General features: G+C 72.1%; 18 protein-coding genes. 3 read left to right on the plus strand and 15 right to left on the minus strand.

Annotation, left to right across the window (positions count from 1 at the left end):
• Window positions 1–11: 11 nt before the first annotated feature.
• Both OHB01_RS39670 and rsfS read right to left on the minus strand, forming a co-directional pair.
• Entirely contained in the window at window positions 12–647 is a 636-nt protein-coding gene (locus tag OHB01_RS39670; protein WP_142645832.1) for a histidine phosphatase family protein, read from the minus strand.
• A 25-nt stretch (window positions 648–672) separates the two neighbouring features.
• Window positions 673–1,077, minus strand: coding sequence for a ribosome silencing factor (gene rsfS / locus OHB01_RS39675; RefSeq protein ID WP_142645833.1), 405 nt, complete (start codon window positions 1,075–1,077; stop codon window positions 673–675).
• A 181-nt stretch (window positions 1,078–1,258) separates the two neighbouring features.
• Here rsfS and OHB01_RS39680 point away from each other — a divergent pair, with 181 nt between their 5' ends.
• Complete coding sequence (locus OHB01_RS39680) at window positions 1,259–1,534, plus strand: hypothetical protein (RefSeq protein WP_328710737.1); 276 nt, start codon at window positions 1,259–1,261, stop codon at window positions 1,532–1,534.
• A gap of 70 nt (window positions 1,535–1,604) precedes the next feature.
• Complete coding sequence (locus tag OHB01_RS39685; protein WP_328854752.1) at window positions 1,605–2,654, plus strand: MFS transporter; 1,050 nt, start codon at window positions 1,605–1,607, stop codon at window positions 2,652–2,654.
• Here the strand turns inward: OHB01_RS39685 and nadD are convergent.
• Window positions 2,617–3,228: a nicotinate-nucleotide adenylyltransferase gene (gene nadD, locus OHB01_RS39690; RefSeq protein ID WP_185948925.1), complete on the minus strand. Its 612-nt coding sequence runs from the start codon at window positions 3,226–3,228 to the stop codon at window positions 2,617–2,619. The genes OHB01_RS39685 and nadD overlap by 38 nt on opposite strands.
• A gap of 114 nt (window positions 3,229–3,342) precedes the next feature.
• On the opposite strand from nadD, the gene OHB01_RS39695 reads away from it, so the two are divergent.
• The gene (locus OHB01_RS39695) at window positions 3,343–4,353 is read left to right on the plus strand and encodes a M48 family metallopeptidase (RefSeq protein WP_396688929.1); all 1,011 of its coding nucleotides are present in this window, start codon (window positions 3,343–3,345) and stop codon (window positions 4,351–4,353) included.
• Between the two features lie 142 nt (window positions 4,354–4,495).
• Here the strand turns inward: OHB01_RS39695 and OHB01_RS39700 are convergent, their stop codons facing one another.
• The 12 genes from OHB01_RS39700 to mreD form a co-directional block, all read right to left on the minus strand.
• Window positions 4,496–6,136: a serine/threonine-protein kinase gene (locus tag OHB01_RS39700; RefSeq protein WP_328854753.1), complete on the minus strand. Its 1,641-nt coding sequence runs from the start codon at window positions 6,134–6,136 to the stop codon at window positions 4,496–4,498.
• A gap of 247 nt (window positions 6,137–6,383) precedes the next feature.
• Window positions 6,384–7,640 carry a glutamate-5-semialdehyde dehydrogenase gene (locus OHB01_RS39705; protein WP_147944830.1) on the minus strand — a complete coding sequence of 419 codons (1,257 nt, stop codon included), beginning with the start codon at window positions 7,638–7,640 and terminating at the stop codon, window positions 6,384–6,386.
• The gene (proB, locus tag OHB01_RS39710) at window positions 7,633–8,778 is read right to left on the minus strand and encodes a glutamate 5-kinase (RefSeq protein WP_260617131.1); all 1,146 of its coding nucleotides are present in this window, start codon (window positions 8,776–8,778) and stop codon (window positions 7,633–7,635) included. The genes OHB01_RS39705 and proB overlap by 8 nt, the downstream gene beginning before the upstream one ends.
• 24 nt (window positions 8,779–8,802) lie before the next feature.
• Window positions 8,803–10,152, minus strand: coding sequence for a GTPase ObgE (gene obgE, locus OHB01_RS39715; protein ID WP_142645840.1), 1,350 nt, complete (start codon window positions 10,150–10,152; stop codon window positions 8,803–8,805).
• 96 nt (window positions 10,153–10,248) lie between these two features.
• Complete coding sequence (rpmA, locus tag OHB01_RS39720; protein ID WP_030505847.1) at window positions 10,249–10,506, minus strand: 50S ribosomal protein L27; 258 nt, start codon at window positions 10,504–10,506, stop codon at window positions 10,249–10,251.
• Between the two features lie 45 nt (window positions 10,507–10,551).
• Window positions 10,552–10,866: a 50S ribosomal protein L21 gene (gene rplU, locus OHB01_RS39725; RefSeq protein ID WP_030505848.1), complete on the minus strand. Its 315-nt coding sequence runs from the start codon at window positions 10,864–10,866 to the stop codon at window positions 10,552–10,554.
• 188 nt (window positions 10,867–11,054) lie between these two features.
• Window positions 11,055–14,075, minus strand: a complete 3,021-nt coding sequence (locus OHB01_RS39730; protein WP_419197561.1) for an Rne/Rng family ribonuclease — start codon at window positions 14,073–14,075, stop codon at window positions 11,055–11,057.
• Between the two features lie 103 nt (window positions 14,076–14,178).
• Window positions 14,179–14,907, minus strand: a complete 729-nt coding sequence (locus tag OHB01_RS39735) for a TIGR03936 family radical SAM-associated protein (protein ID WP_142623795.1) — start codon at window positions 14,905–14,907, stop codon at window positions 14,179–14,181.
• 94 nt (window positions 14,908–15,001) lie between these two features.
• Entirely contained in the window at window positions 15,002–16,924 is a 1,923-nt protein-coding gene (locus tag OHB01_RS39740) for a TIGR03960 family B12-binding radical SAM protein (protein WP_147944832.1), read from the minus strand.
• A gap of 159 nt (window positions 16,925–17,083) precedes the next feature.
• The gene (gene rodA / locus OHB01_RS39745; RefSeq protein WP_142645843.1) at window positions 17,084–18,256 is read right to left on the minus strand and encodes a rod shape-determining protein RodA; all 1,173 of its coding nucleotides are present in this window, start codon (window positions 18,254–18,256) and stop codon (window positions 17,084–17,086) included.
• A gap of 12 nt (window positions 18,257–18,268) precedes the next feature.
• The gene (mrdA, locus tag OHB01_RS39750; protein ID WP_142645844.1) at window positions 18,269–20,323 is read right to left on the minus strand and encodes a penicillin-binding protein 2; all 2,055 of its coding nucleotides are present in this window, start codon (window positions 20,321–20,323) and stop codon (window positions 18,269–18,271) included.
• Entirely contained in the window at window positions 20,320–20,838 is a 519-nt protein-coding gene (gene mreD / locus OHB01_RS39755; RefSeq protein WP_142645845.1) for a rod shape-determining protein MreD, read from the minus strand. The genes mrdA and mreD overlap by 4 nt, the downstream gene beginning before the upstream one ends.
• Window position 20,839 lies beyond the last annotated feature (1 nt).

Consider the following 20,839-nt stretch of genomic DNA (forward strand, 5'->3'; position numbering starts at 1 on the left):
TCACACGCGTCTCAGCCGTCCGCGGTGGCGGCCGGGCTGTCGTCGCTGCTGACCGGCTCGGGCAGCGTGCCCGCGTTGTGCTCCAGCAGCCGCCAGCCCCGGCGGCCCTCTTCAAGCACCGACCACGAGCAGTTGCCGAGGCCGCCCAGCGCCGACCACAGTTCCTGCGGCAGCCCGAGCAGCCGGCAGATGCCGAGCCGCAGCGCGGCGCCGTGCGAGGCGACGACCAGCAGGCCGTCGTCGTCGAGGCGGGCCGCCCAGCGCCCGATCGCGTCGGCGACCCGGTCGGCGACGTGCCCCACGTCCTCGCCGCCCGGGGCCTCCCACGCCTCGTATTCGACCGGCCAGCCCGCCCTGATCTCGTCGCGGGTCAGGCCCTCCCACTCGCCGCCGCCGCGCTCGCGCAGGTCCTTGTCGACCGACACGTCGAGGCCGGTGAGCCGGCCGAGGGCCGAGGCGGTGTCGTACGCGCGCCGCAGGTCCGAGGAGACGAGCATGGTCGGCCGCAGGGCCGCGAGCAGGGAGGCCGCCCGGGCCGCCTGCGCGATGCCGGTCTCGTCCAGTGCGATGTCGGTGTGCCCCTGGAAGCGCTTCTCGACGTTCCACAGCGTCTGCCCGTGCCGCAGGCAGACGACGCGGCGGCTCATCGCGCCGCTCCGATGATCGCGTTCGTCACCGGGCCGCCCCGTGCCCGCGCTGGGCGGCGACCCGCTTGACGCTCTCCGGCAGCTCGATGGACGGGCAGTCCTTCCACAGGCGCTCCAGCGCGTAGAAGTTGCGGTCCTCCTCGTGCTGCACGTGCACCACGATGTCGAGGTAGTCGAGCAGGACCCAGCGGCCCTCCCGCTCCCCCTCGCGGCGTACGGGTTTGGCGTCGGCCTCCACGCGCAGGCGCTCCTCGATCTCGTCGACGACCGCGCGCACCTGCCGGTCGTTGGACGCGGAGCAGAGGAGGAAGGCGTCGGTGATGACGAGCTGGTCGCTCACGTCATAGGCGATGATGTCGTCGGCCAGCTTCTCCGCGGCTGCCTCGGCCGCCACGCGCACGAGCTGGATCGATCTCTCGGATGCTGTCACGATTCGGTTCTGTCCTCCGTTGACGGGTTCTTCCAGGGTGCACAGTGTCATTCCAGGGTGCACAGTCCGCGTGCCCCGTACAACCGGCTTTCCCGGGGAGACCCTACCGGCACACCCTGTCATTCCGGTGTTATGCCCGGGATCAGGGGTTCAACGTCCTTCGGTGCCCGTGGATTCCGTCATGGGAAAGGCGGCGACCGTCGCGCCGACCCGGATCGTCCCCGGTGTGCGCGGGGCCGCCGCGCCCTCGTGCAGGTCCACGATCGCGGCGAGGATCCTGCCGCGTACGTCGTGCCACAGCTCCGGCTCGACCCACAGCTCGGCGTCGGCCGTGACCCCCTCCTCGTCCGCGCGGCGCCGCCCGGCCCGCTCGCGCAGCGACTGCGCCAGCGCCTCGGCGAGCAGCGGGAAGCCGTCCCTCTGCTCGGTCAGCGGCGTGCCTCCCGCCGCCCGATAGCGGCGCTCCCTGCCTCCGCGCCGGACCCGTACGTCGGCCAGCTCGGTCAGCCCGGCGGCGTCCAGGAAGCGTGGCCGGGCCCGCGCTCGGCGCGGTGGTCGACGTCCTCGGCGCCCGGCCCGTGCTCGTCTGGACGAACGTCGTGATGGGCGCGGCGCTCTGCCTGCTGTTCCTGGTCCGCTCCCCCGCGCAGGTCTGGCTGGTGTTCGCGGTGCTCCAGCTGTACGGCGTGAGCTTCGTCGTGCTCGACGCGGCGGAGGCGGCCGTCCTGCCCGACGCCGTGCCGGAGACCCTGCTGGCCGGGGTCAACGGGCTGCGCATGAGCGCGTCGGAAGGCACGCGCCTCGCCGCGCCGCTGCTGGGCGCCGGGCTGTTCGCCGTCGCGGGCGGCGACGCGGTGGTCGCGCTCGACGCGGCCACGTTCGCGGCCGGCGCGTGGCTGCTCGGCACGCTGCGCCTGCCGGCCGCCCCCGTGCGACGCGCCCGCGTGACGCGCGGCTGGGCGGCCCGGACGGCGGAGGGGGCGCGCTTCCTGTTCCGCGACCCGCTCCTGGGCCGCCTCATGCTGTCCGGGGCCGCGCTGATGCTGGTCTCCGGCGTCAACGGGGCGCTGGTCTTCGCCGTCGTCGATCACGGCCTGCACCAGGAGCCCGGCTTCACCGGCGTGCTGTCCGCGATCCAGGGCGGCGGCACGGTGCTCGGCGGCATGATCGCGGGGCCGCTGCTGCGCCGGGCCGGCGAGGCGCGGCTGGCCGCCGCCGGAGGGCTCCTGTACGCCGCCTCGGTGGCGCTGCGGGCCCTCCCCTCGACGCCCGTCGTGGCGGCGGCGGGCCTGCTGTCCGGGCTGGGGCTGCCCTGGGTGCTGGTCGCCGCCCTCACCGCCGTGCAGCGGATCGCACCCCGCGACCTGCTGGCCACCGTCTCGGCGACCGCCAACACCGTGCTGTTCGTCCCGACCGCCGTGGGGATGGCGCTCGGCGCCGGGCTCCTCGCCCTGACCTCCTACCGCCCGGTGCTGTGGGCCGCGGCGTTCGCCGGCGCGCTCGCCGCGGCGTACGCCCGGCGGAGACCGCGCCGGGCCGTCACGACTCCGGATCGCGATACAAGCGCCGCTTGTTGATGTACTGCACGATGCCGTCGGGGACGAGATACCAGATGGGCTCCCCGGCGGCCACCCGGTCGCGGCACTCGGAGGAGGAGATCGCCAGCGCCGGGATCTCGATCAGGCTGACCTTGCCCGCCGGCAGGCCGGGGTCCTGGAGCGTGTGGCCGGGCCGGGTGCAGCCGACGAAGTGCGCGATCGTGAACAGCTCGTCGGCGTCGCGCCAGCTAAGGATCTGCGCGAGCGCGTCGGCGCCGGTGATGAAGTAGAGCTCCACGTCCGGGCCGTACGCGGCGGAGATGTCACGCAGCGTGTCGATCGTGTACGTGGGGCCCGGCCGGTCGATGTCCACCCGGCTGACCGAGAAGCGCGGGTTCGACGCGGTGGCGATCACCGTCATGAGATAGCGGTCCTCGGACGAGGACACGGTCTGCTCGGCCTTCTGCCAGGGCTGACCTGTCGGGACGAACACCACCTCGTCCAGGTTGAAGTGGTGGGCCACCTCGCTGGCCGCCACCAGGTGACCGTGGTGGATCGGGTCGAAGGTCCCGCCCATCACGCCCAGTCGCCGGATCGCCGTCCCGTTACGCATGGAACGGACGATAACGCCCCTACCGGACCAACCGGGAAACCGGCCCTCCCGTGACGGCCCGGGCGCCCCGCTGTGCCCGCGCGCGTCCGGCCCGTGAGACATAGCATGCGGAACATGACCACTCCCGATCGCAATCGCGTGCAGCTGCCCGGCATCAGCTCGCGAGCCTACGAACACCCCGCCGATCGTTCCGCCCTCGTCGCGATGCGGTCGCTGTCCGGATTCGACGCGGTGCTCAAGCGGACGTCCGGCCTGTTCAGCGAGCGCCGGCTCCGCCTCATGTTCCTGGCCTCCGCGGTGCGCACGACCGACACCCAGTTTCGCGCCCTGCACGACATGGGCCGCGACAGCGCCTACATCCTCGACCTGCACCGGATCCCCGAGATCTACGTGCAGCAGGACCCGAAGGCGTACGCGATGGCGATCGGTTTCGACGAGCCGTTCATCATCGTCTCGACCGGGCTGCTCGACCTCATGGACGACGAGGAGCTGCGCTTCGTCATCGGCCACGAGACCTCGCACATCCTGTCGGGCCACGCCGTCTACGGCACGATGCTCGCGATCCTGACCCGCCTGGCCACCCGGGTGGCCTGGATCCCGCTCGGCTACATCGGCCTGCGGGTCATCGTCGCCGCCCTGGAGGAGTGGCAGCGCAAGGCGGAGATGTCCGCCGACCGCGGCGGCCTGCTCGCCGGGCAGGACCCCGACGCCGCGCTGCGGGCGCTCATGAAGCTCGCCGGCGGCTCCCGCCTGCACGAGATGAACATCGAGGCGTTCCTCGACCAGGCCAGGGAGTACGACACCGCGGGCGACGTGCGCGACGGCCTGCTCAAGGTCCTCAACATGCTCGGCACGACCCACCCGTTCGCGGTGAGCCGCGTCGCCGAGCTCGACCGCTGGCGGCGCAGCGGAGAGTACGACCGGATCATCGCCGGCACCTACCCCCGCCGCGAGGACGACGCCAACGCCCGCCTCACCGACGAGATCAAGGCGGCGGCCAACTCCTACCGCGAGTCGTGGGCGCAGTCGCAGGACCCGTTCATCGGCGTGTTGCGCGACGTCGCCGAGGGCGCGGTCCACGCCGGCGAGCGCATCTTCAACCGCTTCGCCCGCCGCGAGAACTGACCACCGTGACCGGGCCCGGAGCCCGGGCTCCAGGGACAGGCACCGGGGCGGGCGCCGGGTAGGCCCGCCCGGACGAGCCGTGTGTGCACCGCGGCGGGCCTTCCACAGTCGTCGGAAGGCCGTCAGAAGCTGTCAGAAGCCGTCAGAAGAAGAACGCCACGGCGCGGACGGCGGCGGCGCAGAGCGCGACGAACCCGCCCAGGACGGCGAGCGCGCGCAGGCCCTCCCTCCGCAGGCCGGGAATCGCCGCACCCGCGCGCTCGATCTCCCGGCCGATGATCGCGCCGCTGACGACGCCGAACGCGATCCCGGCGATCGTCACGAGCACCGGCCGAGACCACCACTCGGGCTCCAGACGTCCCCCGGAGATCGCCCACAGCCCCGCGAACGCCACCGCGGCCGCGGGCAGCCCCGGCCACGCGACGGCCGACAACACCGAACCGGCCAGCGTGAGCGGGAACGCCAGCGCGCGCAGGCAGGCCCGGGCCCGGCCGGGTTTGCGGCGCCGTACGAGCCAGTGACTGGTCCACACCGCCCTGATCACCACCGCGAGGGCCGCCGTGATCGCGAAGGTCGCGAGCGGATAGACCACCGACACCACCACGCACGGCACGGCGAGCAGCGCGACCAGCACCAGGGCCGCGTTCCCTGTCGGGATGCCGAGCGCCCCTTCCGGCGCCCCCTCCGGCGCGGTGGCGAGTGCCGTGGCCGCCTTCACCCGCCGGGGCCGGGCGGCGGGGCCGCCGCGCCGGGCGGCCCGCTCGGCCGCCGTCGCCGGCTCCCGCGCCGTGGTCTCGGCGCCCTTCCTGACCGGCTTGTCCTCCGGTTTGGCCGCCTTCCTGACCCCCGCCTTCGCGTCCGGTTTCGTGCCCGTCTTCGCGCCCGGCTTGGCGTCGGACGCGGCGCGGGCCCGTGCCGCCTCCATCGCCGTACGCGTGGTGGTCTCGGCGGCGGACGGCTCGCCCGGCGCGCGGGACGACTCCCCGGCGACCCGTGCGAGCCGCGACAGCCGGTCGGCCAGCAGCGCGGCCGTCGGGCGGCGGGCGGGGTCGCGGTGCAGGGCGGCGCGCACGAGCGGCAGCAGCGCGGCAGGCACCCCCACCAGATCGGCCTTGCCGTTCAGCACCGCGTACATCTGCGACTCGGCGGTGCCCCGGCCGAAGGTCGGCCGTCCGGTGGCGGCGAACGCCACCGTGGCGGCCCAGCCGTGCACGTCGGCGGGCGCCCCCACGGTCTCCTCGGCGAAGACCTCGGGGGCGCAGTAGCCGGGCGTGCCGAGGAACGTGCCGGTCATCGTGACCCGCGTCGCGTCGAGCACCTGGGCGATGCCGAAGTCGATCAGCACCGGCCCGTCCTCGCCCAGCAGGACGTTGGCCGGCTTGACGTCGCGATGCACGATCCCGCCCGCGTGGATGATCGCCAGAGCCGACGCGAGGCCCTGCGCCAGCGTGATGAGCCGAGACTCGGGCAGCGGCCCGTGCCGCCGTACGGCGTCGAGGAGGTTCTCCCCCTCGATGTAGTCCATGACGAGGTACGGCCGGTCACCCGACAGGTCGGCGTCGAGCACCTGGGCGACGTACGGGCTCTCGACCCGGCGCAGCGCCCGCACCTCGCGTTCGAGCCGTAATCGGGCGTCGGGATCGTTCTCGATGGGGTCGCGCAGCATCTTCAGCGCGACGCGGTCGCCCCGGCGGCCGACGGCGAGGTACACCTCACCCATGCCACCCCGGCCCAGCCGCTCCAGCAGCGCGTAGGGGCCGACCCGCCCGAGACGTCCAGCCATAGGAGCGCCAACCATAGCGGTCCGGCCGTCCGAACAGGCGGAGGCGCGCCGTCCGATCGCGATAAAACCGATGGCGCGGACAGACCGGAAGCTGATAGGGCCGCCGGCCCGAAAACCTGCCGCGCCCGCCGCCACGGACGCGGCCCAGACGCGGCCCAGACGCGGCACTGTGGAGGCGGCACTGCGGTCCCACGGGGCCGGGGACGCGGGCCTCGGCTCGCGTCCCCGGCTCACCCGCGGCCGGCGGTCACACGCGTACGTGGCCCTCGCCGGTGTAGATCCACTTGGTGGAGGTGAGCTCCGGCAGTCCCATCGGGCCCCGGGCGTGCAGCTTCTGGGTGGAGATGCCGATCTCCGCCCCGAAGCCGAACTCCCCGCCGTCGGTGAACCGGGTCGAGGCGTTCACGGCGACCGCCGCCGAGTCCACGGTCGCCACGAACCTGCGGGCGGCCTGCTGGGAGCGGGTCACGATGGCGTCGGTGTGGGCCGAGCCATACCTGCGGATGTGCGCGACCGCGTCGTCCAGCGAGTCGACGACGGCGGCGGCGATGTCGAGCGAAAGGTACTCGCTGGTGAAGTCCTCCTCGGTGGCGGCCACGACGTCGGCGCCGTAGGCCCGCACCCGCTCGTCCCCGTGGACGGTCACGCCCGCGTCCTTCAGCGCCGTCAGGGCCCTGGGCACGAACGCGTCGGCGATGGCGGCGTGCACGAGCACGGTCTCGGCCGCGTTGCACACCGATGGCCGCTGCGCCTTGGCGTTCACCAGGATCTTCAGTGCGGTGTCGATGTCGGCGTCGGCGTCCACGTACACGTGGCAGTTGCCCACGCCCGTCTCGATCACCGGCACGGTCGACTCCTCGACCACGCTGTTGATCAGCGAGGCGCCGCCGCGCGGGATCAGCACGTCGACCAGCCCGCGGGCGCGCATCAGGTGCTTGACCGACTCTCGGGTCTGCCCCGGCACGAGCTGCACGGCGTCCGCCGGCACCTCGGTCGCGGCCAGTGCCTCCTGCATGACCCGCACCAGCGCCGTGTTGGAGGAGTACGCGCTGGACGACCCGCGCAGCAGCACGCCGTTGCCGCTCTTGAGGCACAGCGCGGCCGCGTCCACGGTCACGTTGGGCCGGCCCTCGTAGATGATGCCGATGACGCCGAGCGGCACCCGCACCTGACGCAGCTCCAGGCCGTTGGGCAGTGTGCTGCCGCGCACGACCTCACCGACCGGGTCGGGCAGGTCGGCGACCTGGCGGACGGCCGCCGCGATCGCGGCGATCCGGCCGGCGTCGAGCCGCAGCCGATCGATCATCGCCTCGGAGGTGCCGTTCTCCCTGGCCCGGTCCACGTCCACGGCGTTGGCCGCGACGATCTCGTCCGTGGCGGCCTCCAGGGCGTCGGCCACGGCACGCAGCGCCGCGTCCTTCGGCGCGCGCGGCATCGGCGCGAGCACCGTCGCGGCGTCTCTCGCCGCCCGTGCGACCTTCAGGAATTCCTCTGCCTCAGACATTGCCTCGCGCTCCGTCACGAATTGTGGGCTCCAATATGACCATGTCGTCCCGGTGGATCAGCTCGCGCCGATATTCCGGGCCGAGTGTGTTCGCCAGCTCCCGGGTGGATCGGCCGAGTAACTCCGGGATCTCCCCCGCGTCGTAGTTCACCAGGCCGCGGGCGACCCGATCGCCGGACGGCCCGCACACGTCCACCGGGTCGCCCGCCGCGAAGTCGCCCTCGACCTTCACCACACCGGCCGGCAGCAGCGACTTGCGCCGCCGTACGACGGCCTCGACGGCGCCGGCGTCCAGGTAGAGGCGGCCCCGGCCGGTCGTCGCGTGGGCGAGCCACAGCAGCCGGGTGCCGGGGTGGCGGCCGCCCGGGTGGAAGCACGTGCCGATGTCGGCCCCGGCGAGCGCCTGGGCCGCGTGCGCCGCCGCCGTGAGCACGACCGGGACACCCGCCCCGGTGGCGATGCGGGCGGCCTCCACCTTGGTGATCATGCCGCCGGTGCCGACCCGGCCGGAGGTGCCCAGCTCGACGCCTTCGAGGTCTTCCGGCCCGCGGACCTCGGCGATGCGTGTCGCGCCGTCCTTGCGGGGGTCGCCGTCATACAGCGCGTCGACGTCCGACAGCAGCACCAGCCCGTCGGCGTGGATCAGGTGGGCGACCAGCGCGGCCAGCCGGTCGTTGTCGCCGAACCGGATCTCGTCGGTGGCCACCGTGTCGTTCTCGTTGACGACGGGCATGATGCCCAGCTCGAGCAGCCGGGCCAGCGCCCGCTGCGCGTTGCGGTGGTGCGACCGGCGCATCATGTCGTCGGCGGTCAGCAGCACCTGCCCCACGCGCAGGCCATACCTGGCGAACGACGAGGTGTAGCGGGCGACCAGCACCCCCTGCCCCACCGAGGCCGCCGCCTGCTGCGTGGCCAGGTCCCTGGGCCGGTCGCGCAGTCCCAACGGCCCCAGCCCGGCGGCGATCGCGCCGGACGACACGAGCACGATCTGCGTGCCGGCCGTACGCCGGGCCGCCAGCACGTCGACCAGCGCGTCCACCCGGTCGACGTCGATCGTGCCCCGGGGCGTCGTCAGCGACGACGACCCCACCTTGACCACCAGCCGCGCGGCCTCGCGGATCCGTTCCCTGCCTGTCACGCCCTCTCCCACTCCGGCTCCCGATCAGCCGAGTCTGGCGTCGGTGCCACGCGGTCCCATGGTCGCCCCGGTGCCATGCGACGGCTGCCAGTCGAAGACGTAGCCGCCCTCCATCGGGCCGATGATCACCTCGGCGCCGGCCGTCGCACCGGCCTTGATCAGCTCCTCCTCGACGCCGAGCCGTTCGAGCCGGTCGGCCAGATAGCCGACGGCCTCGTCGTTGGAGAAGTCGGTCTGGCGGATCCACCGCTCGGGCTTCTCGCCGGTCACCTGGAAACGGTTCTCGTCGATCCTGCGTACGGCGAAGCCGGTCTCGCCGAGCTGCCTGGGCCGGATGACCAGCCGGGTGGGCTCCTCCACCGGGGCCTGCGCCCGGGCGGCGGCCACCATCTCCGCCATCGCGTACGCCAGGGGCCGCAGGCCCTCGTGGCTGGCCGCGGAGATCTCGAAGACGCGCAGTCCGCGCTCCTCCAGCATGGGCGTGACGATGTCGGCCAGGTCACGTCCGTCGGGGACGTCCACCTTGTTGAGCGCGACCAGCCGCGGCCGGTCCTGCAACGAGCCGTACGCCGCGAGCTCGGCCTCGATCACCTCGAAGTCGGTGACCGGGTCGCGCCCCGGCTCGATCGTCGCGCAGTCGAGCACGTGCACGATCGTCGAGCAGCGCTCGACGTGCCGCAGGAACTCGTGACCGAGGCCCCGGCCCTCGGACGCCCCCGGGATGAGCCCCGGCACGTCGGCGACCGTGAAGACCGTCTCGCCCGCCGTCACCACGCCCAGGTTGGGGATGAGCGTGGTGAACGGATAGTCGGCGATCTTGGGGCGGGCCGCGGAGAGCGCCGCGATCAGCGACGACTTGCCCGCGTTGGGGAACCCGACCAGCGCCACGTCGGCGACGGTCTTGAGTTCGAGCACGATCTCGGCCTCGTCACCCGGCTCGCCCAGCAGCGCGAAGCCGGGGGCCTTGCGCTTGGCGTTGGCGAGCGCGGCGTTGCCGAGGCCGCCGAAGCCGCCCTGCGCGGCCACATAACGGGTGCCGGAGCCGACGAGGTCGACCAGCACCTCGCCGGTCCTGGCGTCCTTCACGACCGTGCCGTTGGGCACGGGCAGGACGATGTCCTCGCCGTTGGCGCCGTCCCGGTTGGAGCCCATGCCCTGCTTGCCGTTGCCCGCGCGGCGGTGCGGACGGTGGTGATACTCCAGCAGGGTGGAAGTGTTGGGATCCACCTCCAGGATGACGTCGCCGCCGCGCCCGCCGTTGCCGCCGTCGGGCCCGCCGAGCGGCTTGAACTTCTCCCGGTGGATGGAGGCGCAGCCGTTGCCCCCGTCACCCGCCTTGATGTGCAGGACGACGTGGTCCACGAAGTCGGCCATCAGCCGCTCCCCCTTACTGCCGTATGAAAAAACGAATGAGGCGGACCGAATGCTCGATCCGCCTCATCGCGCTGCTTGTGGGTGTCCTGGGCGGATCTACTCCGCGGCCGGGACGATGCTCACCGCGCGGCGACCGCGCTTGGTGCCGAACTGCACCCGGCCCGTGGCCAGGGCGAACAGCGTGTCGTCGCCACCACGGCCGACGTTGTCGCCGGGGTGGAAGTGCGTGCCGCGCTGACGGACGATGATCTCGCCGGCGTTCACCAGCTGGCCACCGAAACGCTTCACGCCGAGACGCTGAGCGTTCGAGTCACGACCGTTCCGGGTGGACGAGGCGCCCTTCTTGTGTGCCATGATTCACTCCCTTTCGGGGGTAAGCGGGGGTCGTCCCCCGGGAAACTACTGTCCGGGGTTGATGCCGGTGACCTTGACCTGGGTGTACCGCTGGCGGTGACCCTGGCGCTTCTTGTATCCGGTCTTGTTCTTGTACTTCAGAATCCGGATCTTCGGCCCCTTCGTCTCGCCGAGGATCTCGGCGGTCACCTGGAACCGGGAAAGCGTGGCGGCGTCGGTGGTGACATCGCCGTCGTTGACGACGAGCACCGCCGGCAGCGACACCGAGGACCCAACCTCGCCGGCGACCTTGTCCACCTCGAGGACGTCCCCGACGGAGACCTTCTGCTGCCTGCCGCCGCAACGAACGATCGCGTACACCGCGGAACCCTTCTACTGGCTAAATGCTGAGATGCCGCGCCCCGCATCCAGCTGCTGTCGATAAAACGACCGGCGATCCGGGCAGGCGCGCGAAGCCAGGCACGCCGACACCAGGCGCACCGGTTGACTAGGGTACCGGATATCCGGTACCCAGGTCGAACCGAGCGGACCGCCGGTTGACGAAGTCGCTACTCCGCCGTCTTCCTGCGGGAACGTCGCCGTCCCCGGGAAGACGACGCGGAGCCGTCGCCCCCGTCGGAGTCGGAGGAATCGGCGTCGATGGCGTCGGTGACGCTCTCGCGCACCGAGCCCGCCGCCGCGGCGACGGAGCCCTCGCTCGCCGCCACCTTCTCGGCCACCGCCTTTTCGATGGCCATCTTGCCCTGCGTGCCACGTGGCTCGGGCTTCGCCTCGACCGGTTCGGTCGACACGATGATCCCGCGCCCGTGGCAGCAGTCACACGGCGTGGAGAACGCCTCCAGCAGGCCCTGGCCGACCCGCTTACGCGTCATCTGCACCAGGCCGAGCGAGGTGACCTCCGCCACCTGGTGCTTGGTCCGGTCGCGCGCCAGGCACTCCAGCAGCCGCCGGAGCACCAGGTCGCGGTTGCTCTCCAGGACCATGTCGATGAAGTCGATCACGATGATGCCGCCGATGTCCCGCAGCCTGAGCTGGCGGACGATCTCCTCGGCCGCCTCCAGGTTGTTGCGGGTGACGGTCTCCTCGAGGTTGCCGCCCTGCCCGGTGAACTTGCCGGTGTTGACGTCGACGACGGTCATCGCCTCGGTCCTGTCGATCACCAGCGAGCCGCCGGACGGCAGCCACACCTTGCGCTCCATCGCCTTGGCGATCTGCTCGTCGATGCGGTAGGCGGCGAACGCGCCGGTCTCGCCCTCCCACTTCGACAGCCGATCGGCCAGGTGCGGGGCGACGTAGCGGACGTACTCGTCCACCGTCGTCCACGCGTCGTCGCCCTCGACGACCAGGGAGCTGAAGTCCTCGTTGAAGACGTCGCGGACCACCCGGATGGTCAGGTCGGGCTCGCCGGACAGCAGCTCCGGCGGGCTGGCCGACTTGGCCTTGCGCTGGATGTTCTCCCACTGGGCCGACAGCCGGGCGACGTCGCGGCTGAGCTCCTCCTCCGAGGCGCCCTCCGCGGCGGTACGCACGATCACGCCCGCGTTCTCCGGCATGACCTTGCGCAGGATCTGCTTGAGCCGGGCCCGTTCCTTGTCGGGCAGCTTGCGGCTGATCCCGGTCATCGAGCCGTCCGGCACATAGACCAGATAGCGGCCGGGGAGGCTGATCTGCGAGGTCAGCCGGGCGCCCTTGTGACCGATCGGGTCCTTGGTGACCTGCACGAGCACCGACTGCCCGGACTTCAGTGCCGCCTCGATCCGCTTGGGCTGGCCCTCCAGCCCCGCGGTGTCGAAGTTCACCTCGCCGGCGTACAGCACGGCGTTGCGGCCCTTGCCGATGTCCACGAACGCCGCCTCCATCGAGGGCAGCACGTTCTGGACCTTGCCGAGGTAGACGTTGCCGACGTACGACTGGCTGGACTCCCGGTCGACGTAGTGCTCGACGAGGACGCCGTCCTCCAGCACCGCGATCTGGGTGCGGCCGCCCTGGCGGCGCACGACCATGATCCGCTCGACCGACTCGCGCCGGGCCAGGAACTCCGACTCGGTGATGATCGGGGGACGGCGGCGGCCCAGCTCGCGGCCCTCACGGCGGCGCTGCTTCTTGGCCTCCAGCCGGGTCGATCCGCGCACGCCCTGGACCTCGTCCACGGAGGTGGACCTGGTCGCGCGGGGCGCCCGGATGCGGACGACGGTGTTCGGCGGGTCGTCGGGGGTCAGATCGGCGTCCTCGGTGCCCCGGCGGCGGCGACGGCGACGGCGGCGGGTGCCGGTCTGGCCCTCGGAGTCGTCCTCCGCCTGCTCGCGGTCGTCCTCCTCGGCCGACGCGGCCTGGGGCTCCTCGCCCTCGCTCTCCTGCTCCTCGCCGTCCTCGGCGTCCCTGGCGCGGGCACCGCGGCCGCGGCCGCCCCTGCGGCGGCGACGACGGCGGGTGCCGCCCTCGCCCTCGGAGTCGTCATCGCCGGAATCGACGGTCTCCTCCGGCTCCTCCGCCTCGGCTTCCTCGTCCTCCGCCGGCACCGGCTCGGCCGGGGGCGTCGCCGCCCTCTGCACGGGCACCGCGTACGGATCAGGGGCCTGGAAGATCGGCTGGAACAGCGCCGACGGCGCCTGGAAGGTCACCGAGGGCACGGCCGGCTGCTGCGCGGACAGCCCGAAGGGGTCGGCCACCACGTCCAGGCGATCGCCGTCCTCGTCGTCGGCCTCTTCCAGGTCGACGTCCTCGATGTCGAGCGGCTCGTCGTCCAGCGGCTCCTCGTCGGGGAGGTTGAGCCGCAGCGCGGCGTCGACCTCCGCCTCGGCGGCGCTCATCGCCCTGGATCGTTCCGGCTCCGGCTCTTCCGCGCGGACGCGGCGGCGCCGCCTCGACGTGGCAGGCTGCTCGGCCGGCACGTCCTGCACCGCTTCGGTCTGCGCCGTTTCCGTCTGTGCCGTTTCCGTCTGTGCCGCTTCGGCCTGTGCCGTTTCGGCCTGCTGGGGCGTCTCGGTCTCGTCGGTCCGCTTGCGGCTCCGGCGACGCCGGGTGGGCGCGGGCGGCTCGTCCTGCGCGGCAGGCGCCGTCTCCGCGGTGGCCGGCACGGTCTCCGCGGCGGTCTCCGCGGCCGCCGGTGGCGTCTCCGCCGGGGCCGTCTCCATTGGGGCCGTCACGGCCTCCGCGGTCACCGGCGGCTGCTCGGCGACCGGCTCCTCCGCGGCCTTGGTGCGGCGGCGGGTCACCCGCTTGGGCTTCTCCTTCGCGGCAGGCTCCTCCTGCGCGGGAGCCGCCACGGGCTCGGCCACGGAGGCCACGGTGGTTTCCGCGCTCTTCGGCACGGTGCCGCGGGCGCTCTTCGGCGCGGTGGTCTCCACGGCCTTGGGCATGGTGGCCGCGGCCACGGTGGTCACCGGCGGCGGCAGGTCGTCGGGCTCGGGCGGTGGCCCGGCCGGACGGCTCGCCGACCGGCGGCGCCGGGTCGTGGATACGACCGAAGGACCGGAAGAAACGACCTCTCCCCCGGTCTGCCGGCGTTCTTCTGTTGTCGTGTCACTGTCAAGGCTCACAGCCCCGTCAGTGGGCTCGTTGTCGAGCATGCGGGCGCTCTCCCGTCAGCCTCCGGGCACGTTGCCGCGCCGCGCGAAGGCTCTCGTCTCTCGCGGTCCGCCGGGCTTCCTGTCGGCGCCTCGGCGGCAAGTCTTATCGGTCTCCGCCTGCCCGGTCGAAGGCGAACGGGTCGGCGGGCTCACCGGTCGCGTCGAGCGGCCCCTGCGCCAGCCTGGTCACCGCAGCGGGTGACGGCGGCGCGAAGCCTGCCACGAGACGCAGACCCATGAGCACGTCATCGGGCCGGACGGCAGGTGTTTCGTGCCGAACAACCATACGAAGTATGACACACGGTTGAACGGTCTCCTGACCTGCCGTAATTCCCGGCTCCCCCACGACGGCCAGCGAACGCACCGCCTGGCGGGCGTCGAACCGCCGCATTCCCTTCTTGGTCAGGCGCTCGACCTCCACCAGATCGGCCGAGAGGAACTCCTTCACCGCCCGCTCCGCCTCGCCCGGATCGGCTCCGGGGAGCCGCAGCTCCCACATCGAGCCCTCCAGCCGGTCGGCCAGGTTCCCGTCCCGCGCCTCCACCACGTCGAGCACGTCGAGCCCCGGCGGCAGCGAGGCGTCGAGGTCGTCGCGAACCCGCCGCGGGTCGCACGGCCGGTTCACCCCGATCTCCAGGTATTCGGCCTCGCTCGCCACTCCGGTGGGGGCGGCGCCGGCGTAGGAGATCTTCGGGTGAGGGCTGAAGCCGGCGCTGTAGGCCACCGGAATGCCCGCTCGCCGCACCGCCCTTTCGACGGCGCGGGAGATGTCGCGGTGGCTGGTGAAACGCAGGCGGCCCCGCTTGGCGTAGCGCACACGAAGGCGCTGCACGGTGGGTTCGGGCGCGGGCCCGTCGGGAACGGGTTTCAGAGTTCCGTCGTCCTTCCGCTGTCGGTCGATCGTCTTTCAGGATAGGCCGTGACCGTCAGATCACGGTGAGTGGCAGCAGTTTTCTGCCCGTGGGGCCGATCTGGATCTCCGTCCCCATCGTGGGGCAGACGCCGCAGTCGTAGCAGGGCGTCCAGCGGCAGTCCTCGACCTCGACCGTGTTCAGCGCGTCCTGCCAGTCCTGCCACAGCCACTCGCGGTCGAGACCGGCGTCGAGGTGGTCCCAGGGGAGCACCTCGTGCTCGTCCCGCTCGCGCGTCGTGTACCAGTCCACGTCGACCGGCTCGTCGGCGAAGGCGCGCTCGGCCGCGGCCATCCACCGCTCGAACGAGAAGTGCTCGCTCCATCCGTCGAACCTGCCGCCGTCCTCCCAGACGGCCCGGATGACCCGGCCCACCCGGCGGTCGCCCCGCGACAGCAGCCCCTCCACGATCGACGGCTTGCCGTCGTGGTAGCGGTAGCCGATGGCCCTGCCGTACTCCTTGTCGGAGCGCAGGGCGTCGCGCAGCGCGCGCAGCCGGCGGTCCACCGTCTCGTGGTCGCACTGGGCGGCCCACTGGAACGGCGTGTGCGGCTTGGGCACGAACCCGCCGATGGAGACCGTGCAGCGGATGTCGCGCGAGCCCGTCGCCTCGCGGCCCGCCTTGATGACCTTCTTGGCCAGGTCGGCGATGCCGAGGACGTCCTCGTCCTCCTCGGTCGGGAGCCCGCACATGAAGTAGAGCTTCACCTGCCGCCAGCCGTTGGAGTAGGCGGTCGTGACCGTGCGGATCAGGTCCTCCTCGGTGACCATCTTGTTGATCACCTTGCGCATCCGCTCGGACCCGCCCTCCGGCGCGAACGTGAGACCGGAACGGCGGCCGTTGCGGGACAGCTCGTTCGCCAGGTCGATGTTGAACGCGTCGACCCGGGTGGAGGGCAGGGACAGGCCGACCTGGCTGCCCTCGTAACGGTCGGCGAGGCCCTTGGTGACGTCGGCGATCTCGGAGTGGTCCGCGCTGGACAGCGACAGCAGCCCGACCTCGCTGAAGCCGGACTCCCTGATCCCCGCCTCGACCATGTCGCCGATCGTGGTGATCGACCGCTCCCGCACCGGACGGGTGATCATCCCCGCCTGGCAGAAGCGGCAGCCCCGGGTGCAGCCCCGGAAGATCTCGACGCTGAACCGCTCGTGCACGGTCTCGGCGAGCGGGACCAGCGGTTTCTTCGGGTAGGGCCACTCGTCGAGGTCCATGACCGTGTGCTTGAACACGCGCGTCGGCACGCCGTCGCGGTTGGGGACGACGCGCATGATGCGGCCGTCCGGGTGGTACTCGACGTCATAGAACTTCGGGACGTACACCCCGCCGGTGGAGGCGAGGCGCAGCAGCAGCTCGTCGCGGCCGCCGGGCGAGCCCTCGGCCTTCCACTCGCGCAGCACCTCGGAGATCGCGATGGCGATCTGCTCGCCGTCGCCGAGCACGGCGGCGTCGAGGAAGTCGGCGATCGGCTCCGGGTTGAACGCGGCGTGGCCGCCCGCCAGAACGATCGGGTCCTCGTCGGTGCGGTCCGCCGCCTCCAGCGGGATCCCCGCCAGGTCGAGCGCGGTGAGGAGGTTGGTGTAGCCCAGCTCGGTGGCGAACGACACCCCGAGGATGTCGAACGCGCGAACCGGCCGGTGACCGTCCACGGTGAACTGCGGGACACCCTCGGACCGCATGAGCGCCTCGAGGTCGGGCCACACCGCGTAGGTGCGCTCCGCCAGCGTCTCGGGCAGCTCGTTGAGGATCTCGTAGAGGATCTGCACCCCCTGGTTGGGCAGGCCGACCTCGTAGGCGTCCGGGTACATCAGGGCCCACCGGACGGTCGCCTCGTCCCAGTCCTTGACCGTCGAGTTCAGCTCGCCCCCGACGTACTGGATCGGCTTCTGCACCTTGGGCAGCAGCGGCTCCAGGCGGGGAAACAACGACTCGACAGACATGTATCCAGGGTATCGGCTCCGGAGAGTGGCCCCTGCGGATCTTCCGTCCTCAGCAGGGGTGCCAGATCGGGCCGCCCGCGCGGCGAGACCGGGCGGTGACCCGGCTCGCCGTAGGCCGCGGCGTCCCGGCGCCCGGCGCGAGGCACCGGGCGGCGCGGATCACCCGGGCCGCGACCTGAGATGGATCGCCTGCAGGATGGCCACCGCCGTCATGTTCGCGAACGTCGCCGTGCCGCCGTAGGAGACGAACGGCAGCGGCACGCCGGTGATCGGCATGATTCCGATCGTCATGCCGACGTTGACGAGGGTCTGGAAGCCCAGCCACGCGACGATGCCGCCGGAGACGAGCGCACTGAACCGGTCGTTGCACATCCGGGCGATCCGCACGCCGCGCAGCAGCACCACGCCGAGCAGGGCCACCACGGTGACCGACCCGACGAAGCCGAGCTCCTCGCCCGCGACGGTGAAGATGAAGTCGGTGTGCTGCTCGGGCACGAAGCGACCCGTGGTCTGGCCGCCGTGGAACAGGCCCTTGCCGAACACCTCGCCCGACCCGATCGCCACGAGCGCCTGCGTGCTGTTGTAGCCCACGCCGCGCGGGTCGCTCGACGGGTCGATGAGCGCGGTGAACCGCGCCACCTGGTAGGGCTTGAGCAGCCCCAGCGCCCACACCGCCACCCCCGCGAGGCCCGCGAGCAGCACCCCGGCCAGCACCCAGCGCTTGCGTATCCCGGCGAAGACGATGATCGCGCCGGTCGTCGCCATCAGCACCATCGTGGTGCCGAGGTCGGGCTGCAGCATGACCAGCGCCGCCGCCCCGCCCGCCGCCGCCAGCGACAGCGCGAGACCGGAGCCCCTCGGCCGGTCCTTGGTCTTCCCCTTCTCGGACACCGGGGCCAGCAGCCGCGCCAGCATCACCACCAGCGCCGGCTTCATCAGCTCGGCGGGCTGCAGGGCGAAACCCCCGCCGAGCAGGATCCACGAGTGGTGGCCGTTGACCGTCGAACCCATCGGGCTGATCACCAGGATCAGCCCGAGGACGGCGATGCCGTACAGGACCGGCGCGTACGTGCGCAGCCAGCGGTAGTCGGTCACCGCGATCGCGCTGTAGAGGGCCAGGCCGATGAGCAGGTTGAGCACGTGCTTCTTGGCCATGCCCGTCGGCTCGATCGACGACCACGTGCGGGTGGCCGACCACACCAGCAGCGTGCCGATCGCGCTGAGCGCGACCACCGCGCCGAACAGCAGCCAGTCCATCCGCCAGACGACCGATCCCCTGCCGACGACGCGGCTCGCGAACGACCTCCGCCTTACCCCGAGGGCTTCAGTCATGGCAGATCCGCCTCACTGCGTTTCGCGGCTGATGGCCGGCAGCCGCGTCGCCGGTTTGCCGTCCGGAAGCGCCGGCTTGAGCGGCTTGCCGTCGTTCCCCTTGCCGAGGCCGTAGATCCCCTCCCAGATGCGCCGCACGGCGGGCGCGGCGGTCGAGGCGCCGAAGCCGCCCTGCGCCACCATGACCACGGTGACCAGCCGCGGATTGTCCGCAGGCGCGAAGGACGCGAACCACGACGTGTCCTCCTTGCCGTAGACCTCTGCCGTACCGGTCTTGCCGCCGATCTTGACGACGTTCATCGGGAACCCGCGGAACGCGCCGGCGGCCGTGCCGTCCGAGGGCACCTCGCTGAGCGCCTTGCGGATGTAGGTGCGGGTCTCGTCGTTGACCGGGAGGCGCCCCACGACCGGGACCGGGATCTCCTTCTTAAGGGTGCCGTCCGGCCGCATCAGCGCCCAGCCGACACGCGGGCTGCGCACCTGGCCGTCGCCCAGCAGCGCCGCGTACGCCCGCGCGAGCTGGAGCGGGGTGACCAGCACGTCGCCCTGGCCGATCGAGAGGTTGACCGCCTCGTAGGCGTGGAAGATCATGCCCTCCAGGCAGTTCTCGTTGGCCAGCCGCTTGGCGAACGCCGCCCGGCTCTGGTCCTTCATCTCCGGGTAGCCGATCTTGGCCCGCTTGCACATCTCCGACTTCGTCGTGTTGTACAGGTCGAGCTTCCAGGCGCGGGTCGGGATGCGGCCCGCGGACTCGCCGGGCAGGTCGATGCCGGTGCGCTTGCCGAAGCCGTAGGCCTTGGCCATGTTCGGCATCGGCTCCTTGACCTTGGCCTTGGGCGTCTTGCCGCCGTCGCGCAGCCACTCCTCATATCCGGCGCGGTAGAACACGGTGTCACACGACTTGACCAGCGCCTCGTGCAGCGAGATCGCGCCCAGGCTCATGCCGCCCGCGTTCGGGTACGACCTGCCCTCGACGTTGTAGGAGCTCGGGCACTGGTAGGTGCCGTGCAGGGGCTGCCCATCGGCGATCATCGCCGACACCGAGCTGATCTTGAAGGTCGAACCCGGCGCGTACTCGCCGGCGATCGCCCGCGACACCAGCGGCTTGCCCGACTTGTCCGACAGCAGCCACCGGTAGTCCTTCTCCGAGATGCCGCCCGTCCAGACCTTGGGGTCGTACGTCGGCCGGCTGGCCATCGCGATCACGCGACCGGTCTTGATGTCGAGCACCACGCCTGCGGCGCCGTCGGAGCGGGGCACCTCCTGCATGGCCTGGTCCAGCGACTTCTCCACGATGCGCTGCACCTTGGCGTCGATGCTGGTCACCAGGACGTCGCCGGGGACCGGGTCGGACGCCTGGTTGACCGTGATGACCTTGCCCATCCGGTCGACCTGGACGTTGCGCAGGCCGGGCGTGCCGCGCAGTGCGGAATCGTAGGTGCGCTCGAGCCCGTCGCGGCCGGTGAGGTCGACGCCCGAATAGTTGGCCTTGAGACCCTCGCGCTTTTCCAGCTCGCTCTCCGTCACCGGCTGCAGGTAGCCGAGGAGCTGGGCGGCGTCCTTTCCGTTGGGATAGTCGCGCAGCGCCTGGATGTCGGCCGTGACGCCGGGGAAGTCCTCCTGGCGCTCCAGGATCTGCAGCGCCGCCCGGGGATTGACGTTGTTGGCGACCGGGATCGGCGTGTACGGCGAGCCGGGCCAGCACGGGCGGCTGATGCCCGGGCCGCACGCCCGGATCTCCTGCTTCAGCTTCGCGAGCGGCACCTTCAGCACGGCGGACAACCGGCGCAGAACCGCGTCGCCGCCGTCCGGCATCCGCTCAAGCCGGCCGCGGTCCACGGAGACCACCAGCGTCGTACGGTTGCGCACGAGCGGGCGGCCGGAGGAGTCGAGGATCGCCCCACGCAGAGCGGGCACCCGCACCTCACGGGTGCGCGTCTCCGTCGCGACCGTGACGAACCGCGGCCCCTGCACCACCTGGACCTGCCACAGCCGGACGACGAGCACCACGATCATGGCGATGACCAGCACCTGCAGGACGATCAGGCGTCCGCGCAAACGTGTCATGCCGTCCCCCGTCTCCAGCTCGGCACGAGCTCGCCACCGCCTGCGCGCCTGCGATGGCCGCCGTGCGTGACCTTGACCGCCCAGAGCGCCAGTGGAGCGGCCACGAGATTGCAGATCGCGGCCCGGGGCCATGCCGTGGCCAGCACCGACCAGGTGACCCCCGGCGCGCCGATCAACGCGCCCAGGCCCGCCAGCATGCCGGGCGCGAGCACGGCGCACGCCGCCACCGCGAACAGCGGCACCCGATCTCCCAACCGCCCGGCCGCGTAGCCGAGGGCGCACAGCACCAGCGCGTACTGGCCCAGCGTGTGGTTCGAGGGAGGCAGCAGGTCATAGGCGAGCCCGCCGCAGAAGCCGATCACCGCGCCCGGGACGGCCCCGCGCCTGGTCGCGAGCGCGGCCACCGTCACCAGCACCAGGTCGGGCGCCCAGGAAAGCAGCAGCCGGTTGACCACACTGACCTGGAGCACCAGAGCCACGAAGAGCAGCAGCGCGGCGAGGAGGTTGCGGCCCATC

This window comes from Microbispora hainanensis (assembly GCF_036186745.1).
Taxonomy (GTDB): Bacteria; Actinomycetota; Actinomycetes; order Streptosporangiales; family Streptosporangiaceae; genus Microbispora.

Bases quoted from the DNA above. Each gene is read 5' to 3' on its own strand.
- OHB01_RS39695 (WP_396688929.1), top strand. From the start codon at position 3,343: ATGACCACTCCCGATCGCAATCGCGTGCAGCTGCCCGGCATCAGCTCG.
- OHB01_RS39740 (WP_147944832.1), bottom strand. From the start codon at position 16,924: ATGTCTGTCGAGTCGTTGTTTCCCCGCCTGGAGCCGCTGCTGCCCAAG.
- OHB01_RS39730 (WP_419197561.1), bottom strand. From the start codon at position 14,075: ATGCTCGACAACGAGCCCACTGACGGGGCTGTGAGCCTTGACAGTGAC.
- OHB01_RS39680 (WP_328710737.1), top strand. From the start codon at position 1,259: ATGGGAAAGGCGGCGACCGTCGCGCCGACCCGGATCGTCCCCGGTGTG.
- rodA (WP_142645843.1), bottom strand. From the start codon at position 18,256: ATGACTGAAGCCCTCGGGGTAAGGCGGAGGTCGTTCGCGAGCCGCGTC.
- OHB01_RS39705 (WP_147944830.1), bottom strand. From the start codon at position 7,640: ATGTCTGAGGCAGAGGAATTCCTGAAGGTCGCACGGGCGGCGAGAGAC.
- mreD (WP_142645845.1), bottom strand. From the start codon at position 20,838: ATGGGCCGCAACCTCCTCGCCGCGCTGCTGCTCTTCGTGGCTCTGGTG.
- OHB01_RS39700 (WP_328854753.1), bottom strand. From the start codon at position 6,136: ATGGCTGGACGTCTCGGGCGGGTCGGCCCCTACGCGCTGCTGGAGCGG.
- OHB01_RS39670 (WP_142645832.1), bottom strand. From the start codon at position 647: ATGAGCCGCCGCGTCGTCTGCCTGCGGCACGGGCAGACGCTGTGGAAC.
- obgE (WP_142645840.1), bottom strand. From the start codon at position 10,152: ATGGCCGACTTCGTGGACCACGTCGTCCTGCACATCAAGGCGGGTGAC.
- nadD (WP_185948925.1), bottom strand. From the start codon at position 3,228: ATGCGTAACGGGACGGCGATCCGGCGACTGGGCGTGATGGGCGGGACC.
- mrdA (WP_142645844.1), bottom strand. From the start codon at position 20,323: ATGACACGTTTGCGCGGACGCCTGATCGTCCTGCAGGTGCTGGTCATC.
- rpmA (WP_030505847.1), bottom strand. From the start codon at position 10,506: ATGGCACACAAGAAGGGCGCCTCGTCCACCCGGAACGGTCGTGACTCG.